Source organism: Weissella kandleri (assembly GCF_045504165.1).
GTDB classification, from domain to species: Bacteria; Bacillota; Bacilli; order Lactobacillales; family Lactobacillaceae; genus Weissella; species Weissella kandleri_A.
The window spans coordinates 1-8,086 of record NZ_JBJJNY010000019.1; the positions used below are offsets into that span (position 1 = coordinate 1).

Sequence of the window (8,086 nt, forward strand, 5' to 3'; positions counted from 1 at the left end):
CCACAAATCTTTTAGCATGCGTTAACTTCCGAATATAGTCAACATTATGGGCCAAAGCCAAGGCCGAAATTTCAATCCAAGCTGGCCGGTGCGTACTAACGGAAACTTCTTGCGTGACTAAATTTTCTAAAATAACTGAAGCTTTAACTAAATCATCCGTATGTGAAATTGAAAGATGAGCCCGAAACTCAGCTTGCTTAGGATGCATTTGAAAAACGGGTTGTCCGCTTTCATCATTTATAATCTGCAATTGTTGCCAGCCTAAACCATGGCCAATTCCAGTACCCAAAGCCTTACCATACGCTTCTTTAGCAGCATAGCGTCCAACTAAAAATTCAAAACGATGCTTGCCTACCCGCGCATTAAACTCTTCTTGTTCAGCGGGTGTTAAAATTTTTGCAATAAAATTCGGCTGGCGCTCAGCTAAAGCTTTAACTTGCGAAATCGTCTGAATATCAATCCCATGTCCAAAAATCATAGCTGTCCCCTTTATGTACTTCCTTCAACACGTAGTTGCTAATCATTACATTTTATCATATTTTAACGAATAAATAGTGCTTCTCCTAGAGTCCATTTTAAAACTAAAAAAGGACTAATGCCAGTTCTATGACATTAGTCCAATTTACAGTTTAATTAATCTTGATTTTCACGAATTACAAACTTCCGCCGTCCAGAAGGGCGTGAACCACGTTGTGAACGATCACCTGACCCAGTCCGCGAACCACGGTCGTATGACTTCCGCCGTTCTGAATCACGTCCGTTCCGCCGATAATTCCCATTACCTTCACGCCGACCACCACGGTAGCCTCCACCATTGCGAGATCCACGCGATCCACCACGACCATATTTCTTGTTTGGCAATGGGCGTTCACGGGTCAGCGTAAAGTCAGCTTCAAGTTGTGACAAATTAGCTGATGAAGCCAACAAAGCCGCTGCTAATGTTCGGGCATCATACTTTTCTAACAAAGTATCGACTTCATCCCCAACTAAATTCGTATCAACTGAAGCAACCACGCCATCGACAGAACTAACCGCCGTCTTCATGCGAGCAGTCATGGCCTCTTCTCGCGTATATGGCTTCAAAGCTAGCATCCGCTTCTTCGTTAACTTTTCAATTTCCTTCAAGTAATCTAATTCTGAATTAGCAATAAACGTCACTGAAGTTCCGTGTGATCCGGCCCGGCCAGTTCGACCAATCCGGTGCACATATGATTCAGACTCTTGCGGAATATCAAAGTTATAAACATGGGTAACACCTGAAACATCCAAACCACGTGCGGCCACATCAGTTGCAACTAAAATATTAATTTCACCGTGCTTAAACGCCTTTAAGACTTGCGTTCGCTTTTGTTGCGTTAAATCACCATGGATTCCTGCAGCATTAAAGCCTCGCAATTCCAAACCACGGGTCAATTCGTCCACGCGACGCTTAGTACGTCCAAAGACAATGGCCAATTCTGGCTCTTGTACGGCCAAAATCCGCGTAAATGTATCAAATTTCTCTTGTTCACGCACACGCACATAATATTGATCAACCAAATCAGTCGTCAATTCTTTAGCAGCAATTTGCACGTGTTCAGGGTTCGTCATAAATTGAACCCCAATCCGCTTAATAGCGGGTGGCATCGTCGCTGAGAACAACAAAGTTTGCCGTTCGTTTGGCACCGCCTTCAAAATGGCTTCAATGTCTTCTAAGAAGCCCATGTTTAGCATTTCATCAGCTTCATCTAGGACTAAAGTCTTAACGTGAGACAAATCAATCGTTCCCCGGCGAATATGATCAATTAAACGTCCAGGAGTTCCCACGACGATATCAACTCCACGCTTCAAACCATCGATTTGTCGACGAATATCAGCACCACCAAAGACCGCTTGAACTCGAACTCGCTTGTCCCGGCCTAATTTAAATAACTCTTCTTGTGTTTGATTAGCTAATTCCCGAGTTGGGGAAACCACCAAGGCTTGGACTTGACGACTATCATTAATCATCTCTAAGATTGGCAAACCAAAAGCCGCCGTTTTACCGGTTCCGGTTTGAGCTTGTCCGATGACATCCCGGCCCGCTAAGGTCAAAGGAATTGTCTCCTCTTGAATCGGTGTAGCTTCAACATAGCCATGTTTTTCAATGGCTGTTAGTAGGTCTTTTGAGAGACCCAATTCTGAAAACTTCAAAATCTTCCTCCAATTGCGAAATTAATTTTCGCTGACTAAATGAAAATTCTTTGAACAGAATATAACCTGGTCACAATCCGGCGACTTAATAACGCATTATCCCCTGGCAAAGAATTTTTTACAACCTATTAAGGTTACCGCACTTACTGCTAAAATACAAGAACTTGTTATCAGAAAGTGCTTTAAAATGAATTGATTGCTCCGGCACTTAATAAAAACATCAACACAATGTATCTTAAGATTTAGCAAATAAAAAAGCAGACGCAATCACTCTGGTCTACTTGAAATACTGATGCTTATCCGTATTAAAACATTTGATGTTATTATTCATCAACAATCTGGATATCACCATTTAAATTTGTTATTTTTTGAATAATATGATCATACCCCCGCAAGATATGAACCGCATTATTAATTGTCGTTACGCCATCAGCCATCAAACCTGCAATAACCAAAGCCGCTCCAGCCCGAATTTCGGCCGCTGAAACAACACTTCCATGCAACTCATGACCAGGACGAACCGCAATCAAGCCGTGTGAAAGACTCTCAACATCCATCCCTAACTTATTAAGTTCTGGAATGTGTCGCGTCCGTTCAGGGTAAATCTCCTCAGTAATGACACTCTCTCTATCTGCCAATGTTAGCATAGGCGTAATCGGTTGTTGCAAATCGGTCGCAAAACCAGGGAAAGGTGTCGTTTTAATTTTGATAGTTTTAAATTGCGTCGTTTTGGGCACAAAAATACTATCTTCACGTACGTCTAAATTGACCCCGGCCTCAATCATTTTAGCAATATATGCATCCAAATGTTCAGGAATAATATTTTTAACCAAGATCCCATCACCTTGCGCCGCAGCCATGGCTAAGTAAGTTCCTGCTTCAATCCGGTCGGGGATAATCGTGTGCGTATTATGTGATTCTAAACGTTGTACCCCAACAATACGGATAGTATCCGTCCCAGCACCTCGAATTTGGGCCCCCATATTATTTAAGAAAGTCGCCAAATCAATAATTTCCGGTTCTTTTGCCGCATTCTCTAAAATTGTGACTCCGTCAGCGCGGACGGCAGCCAAAATAATATTAATCGTTGCTCCCACTGAAACCATGTCTAAATAAATCCGAGCGCCATGTAACCCGTGGGGAGCATTAATTTTAACCGTATCATCATCATATTCTACTTCCGCCCCGAGGGCTTCGAAGCCTTTAATGTGTTGATCAATAGGCCGGGGACCAATATTATCCCCCCCGGGGAAGGTTACTTCAGCTTGCCCAAACTTTCCCAACAAAGAACCCATGAAATAATATGATGCTCGCAAACTCTTAATCGCAGTGGAAGGTAGCTTAGCTTCCTTAATCTTCGTAGGGTCAATTGTCAAAACCCCATGTTCAAAATTTGAATGAACATCCATTGATTCCATAATAATTTGCAAATTATAAACATCCAAAATATCTGGTACGCTGTCAAATTTAACAACAGTATCGGCTAAAATTGATGCCGGAATTAATGCAACCGTAGAATTTTTTGCCCCACCAATGGAAACCTCTCCTGACAGACGCCTTCCGCCATGAATAATTAATTTCTTCATCATTAAACCTCGATTGATAGGGAATTCTAACCCCATTTTTTAATAATTTCTGTTTTTATAATTAGTTCTGTTCGTCGTCATATCCTACGACTATCCGTTAACATTTTCATCACATCAATATTTTACAGTAAAATTACAATATTAACAACAGGTAACTAAAAACTTATAGAATTATTTTACCACGGGAACTTACCACCATCAAAAAAACGAAGCGCAAGCACTTCGTTCTATCTAATTTTTTAATTTTTAAAATTAAGCTTCATGCTTTTTTAAAGCTGCTGCTACAAAAGCTGCATACAATGGTTCTGGATGGTTAGGCCGTGATACGAATTCTGGGTGATACTGTGCGGCAACGAAGAAATCATTACTTGGTAATTCAATAATTTCCATCAAACGATCATCGGGTGAAGTCCCAGCAAAGACCATGCCAGCTGCTTCAAATTCTTTGCGGTAAGTCGTGTTAAATTCAAAGCGGTGTCGATGCCGTTCCTGCACCTCGGCCGTTCCATAAACTTCGCGGGTCTTAGTATCTTCCTTCAATACAGCTGGATACAATCCCAAACGTAAAGTTCCACCACGCTTCGTAACCTCTTTTTGATCATCCATCAATGCAATCACAGGCGTTGTGGTCTCAGGGTCCAACTCAATTGAGTTTGCATCAGCGTGTCCTAAAACATGCCGAGCAAATTCAACAGTTGCTAGTTGCATCCCCAAACATACTCCTAAGAATGGCACGTTATTTTCACGAGCATATTGAATGGCCAAAATCTTACCTTCCGTTCCACGTGGTCCAAAGCCACCTGGCACAATAATTCCGTCAGAATCGGCTAAGATTTCAGCTACATTTGCTGCGTTCACTAATTCGGAGTTAACTGCATTAATTTCGACTTCAGCATCTACTGCATAGCCACCAGCACGCAAAGCTTCATTAACTGAAATATAAGCATCTTGTAAATCAGCATACTTTCCGACCAAGGTAATCTTCAAGTACTTCTTCAAATTCTTAATGCGCTCAATCATCTGCGTCCAGGCGGTTAAATCAGCTGCTGGAGCTTTAAGACCAAAGTGCTTTAAGACCACGTCGTCCATTCCTTGAGCTTGCATATTATTGACAATTTCATACAAGACATCAACGTCCATTGATTCAATGACTGCTTCAGGAGCTACATCGGTAAAGAGTGCCAACTTATCTCGCATTTCTGGTGTAATATGTTGCTCTGTCCGTACGACCAACATATCGGGTTGAATTCCTAATGACCGCAATTCAGTAACTGAGTGCTGGGTTGGCTTGGTTTTCATTTCACCAGCCGCCTTCAAATATGGAATCAATGAAGTATGAATATAGAAAGTGTTTTCTGCTCCCACGTCCCGCTTCATTTGCCGCAATGCTTCCACAAATGGCAATGATTCAATATCACCAACCGTTCCACCAACTTCCGTGATGACAATGTCGGCATCTGTTGTTTCGGCGGCACGCATCATTTTTTCCTTCAAAGCATTAGTGATATGTGGAATGACTTGAACCGTCGCCCCATCATAATCGCCCCTCCGTTCTTTTGCCAAGACTTCCGAATAAATACGCCCTGAAGTAATATTTGAATAACGATTTAAATTGATATCAATAAAACGTTCATAATGTCCTAAATCTAAGTCAGTTTCTAACCCATCTTCTGTCACAAAAGTTTCACCGTGTTGATATGGTGACATGGTTCCTGGATCAATATTAATATATGGATCAAATTTTTGAACCGCGATTTTAAATCCACGATTTTTCAATAAACGTCCTAAAGATGCAGCTACAATTCCTTTTCCAAGTGAAGAAACCACTCCACCAGTTACAAATACATATTTCGTCGCCATACGTTTATTGCCTCCCTCGATACATGCGCCTGATTCATCCCATTCAATAGAGCTGTTTTTCAATAACCCGTTGGTCCTGTCTGCAAACTTATAGCTGCAAACTATGCAATTAAAAAATAAAAATGCTCCCTCTGCTAAAAATAGCATTGGGAGCACGAAAGTTTTTTTATTCGTCGAGTTGCTTTTTCAAACAACAGCCCGGGACTTTATTATACATAAATATCTTTAATAAGTCAAAAATTTATTTTTCAATATCCCCTGACCCATAATCGTCATCAACATTCTTACCAATTCCGCTGATTTCATCCCCAATTCCATTTGAAACTTCAAATTCATCACCGGCAATTGCATCGTCGTCATCGTCATCATCCGTATCGGTTTCAACTTCATCGGTATCATCCACAGCTACCGTTTCGTCTGCTTCAACAGGCTCTTCTTCAAAGTCGTCTTCTTCAGGATCATCATCCCAGCCAACAACATCGTCATCGTCTGCATCCAACAGAGCCGCAACCTTCTTTGAACTCTTTTTCTTCTTTGGCGTTTTTTCTTCTTCTAAGTCCAAGTGGATCTCTTCATTGATGGAATCAAATGGATACCAAGAACGCAGTCCCCACATATTTTCACCCAAAGAGATAAATGAACCGTCAATGTTTAAATCAGTATAAAACTGAGGCGTCCGCTCAGCAGTTTCCGCATCACTCTTACCAATAAATTCTTGCACTTGTTTCAACAAATCATAAAAATTCATTGTTTCATGCCGCTCATGTAAAATTTCGCGAGCCACTTCAATCATTGAGAGCTCATCTTTTTTTTGGTTGTCAAACTTTGATAATGCCAAATCACGCACATCCTTTCGATGAATTACTAACAATTAATAATACCTTATTTTAAACTTTTCTTCAATGTAATTTATACTTTTATTTAAACAATCTGCCCATTTTTGATATGTTGTTGGAATTCTTGATAGACCGGAGCCATCAAATCATCCGGCGTTTGAGTTTTCAGCATCTCACGCGGGAAAAAATACCGCGCATTCCCGTATGTCTTACCTCGTAACGCTTGAACCAATCGACTTTGCGTAGACAGCTCTACTAAATGACCATCCGGCTGCAAAATTTCAATCTGAGTTTTCGCATTTTTGCTGTTAGGATGATATAAATCATACGCCGTATCAAAACTATCATTTTCTGCGGTATAGTATCGCGCATCAAATCCGGCTGCTTCGATAATCTGCCGAATTGCTGGCAAATGGGGTCGAGAAGTCTCTGTGATCTCAAGCGACTTGAGCGGTTGACGATCTAAAAAACGTTTGGCTAAATCAGATAAAACTTGATCGTGCGCATGCCGCCACAAATTAATATTTTCTAAAATGGAAGCATCATCTAAATCCAGATATTGACTCAAGGTAAATTGTCCTTCAAACAATGGAATTAAATCGGGGGTAATAAAATTAGGCACCGCAAATTGACTCGAAACCTCACCCCGATATAATTGAGTCGCCCGTTCAAGCAAATGCGTCAGTAAGACTTCAATCCCCCGTGATACCGGATGAAAATAAACTTGCTCATACATTTGATAACGAGACACAATATAATCTTCAACCGTCGTCATCCCCTTTTGTTCAAAGGCAATCCCATCTTCCACTGGTCGCATTAAATGAATAATCCGTGCCAAATCAAAAGTTCCATACGTAGCACCGGAATAGTAGGCATCTCGCAAAAGATAATCCATCCGGTCGGCATCAATTTGCGACGAAATGAGCGCAACTACTTGTTTATTCGGATACGTTTTAGCAATCACCTGAGCCACCTTATTAGGCAACTCTGGATCCGCCGCCACTAAAACTTGGTGAACTTCCGCTTCAGGTGAAAGAATGATATCTTGTGTATATTTCTCATGGTTCGTTTTAAAAATGTGTTCGAAGGTATGCGAATACGGTCCATGCCCCAAATCATGCAACAAGGCAGCTGTCAACAACACTTGCCGCTCACTGGAATCCCACGCCCCAACACCGGATTCCTCACTCGGTTGGGAAAATTGTTCCATATGATTGGCAATTTGACGGGCAATTTCATAAACTCCTAACGAGTGACTAAACCGTGAGTGTTCAGCCGTGTGAAAGACCGTATTGGCTACTCCCAACTGTTTAATTCGGCGCAAGCGTTGAAATTCACGTGTATCTACTAACCGCAAAATCAATGGATCGTCAATCCGAATGAAGTTATGCACTGGATCTCGAAATACTTTTTCCCGCATTTTTTCTCCCCCTAAGCTCTTTAGCCCATTATACCTTAAGTTACCAGCTCTTGCGAATATTTGCATCAACAGCCACAAATCGTTAAAATGAAAGCTATATTAATTTTGCGAAAGGTCGACAAACAAAATGGAACCACGCTTAATCCAAGTTCAACTCAAAACAACCATTCAACAGGCCGATGAAATCGAAACTTTTACTTTCAATGAGCCTG

General features: G+C 41.2%; 6 protein-coding genes. All 6 read right to left on the reverse strand.

Translation table 11 applies throughout. The features are described 5' to 3' along the window. Positions 1-478: holo-ACP synthase (gene acpS, locus ACJQWY_RS06705; RefSeq protein WP_407076961.1), on the reverse strand; the 478-nt coding region annotated here is incomplete at its 3' end. Positions 479-633: 155 nt separating this feature from the next. After that, a complete protein-coding gene (cshA, locus tag ACJQWY_RS06710) occupies positions 634-2,172 on the reverse strand; it encodes a degradosome RNA helicase CshA (RefSeq protein WP_407076962.1) in 1,539 nt (512 codons plus the stop codon). Positions 2,173-2,495: 323 nt separating this feature from the next. Further along, positions 2,496-3,758, reverse strand: a complete 1,263-nt coding sequence (locus ACJQWY_RS06715) for a UDP-N-acetylglucosamine 1-carboxyvinyltransferase (protein WP_407076963.1) — start codon at positions 3,756-3,758, stop codon at positions 2,496-2,498. A gap of 252 nt (positions 3,759-4,010) precedes the next feature. After that, positions 4,011-5,618 (reverse strand): CTP synthase, encoded by a 1,608-nt coding sequence (locus ACJQWY_RS06720; protein ID WP_407076964.1) that lies wholly within the window; start codon positions 5,616-5,618, stop codon positions 4,011-4,013. A 241-nt stretch (positions 5,619-5,859) separates the two neighbouring features. Further along, complete coding sequence (gene rpoE, locus ACJQWY_RS06725) at positions 5,860-6,456, reverse strand: DNA-directed RNA polymerase subunit delta (protein WP_407076965.1); 597 nt, start codon at positions 6,454-6,456, stop codon at positions 5,860-5,862. Between the two features lie 83 nt (positions 6,457-6,539). After that, complete coding sequence (locus ACJQWY_RS06730; RefSeq protein WP_407076966.1) at positions 6,540-7,874, reverse strand: HD domain-containing protein; 1,335 nt, start codon at positions 7,872-7,874, stop codon at positions 6,540-6,542. Positions 7,875-8,086: the final 212 nt, after the last annotated feature.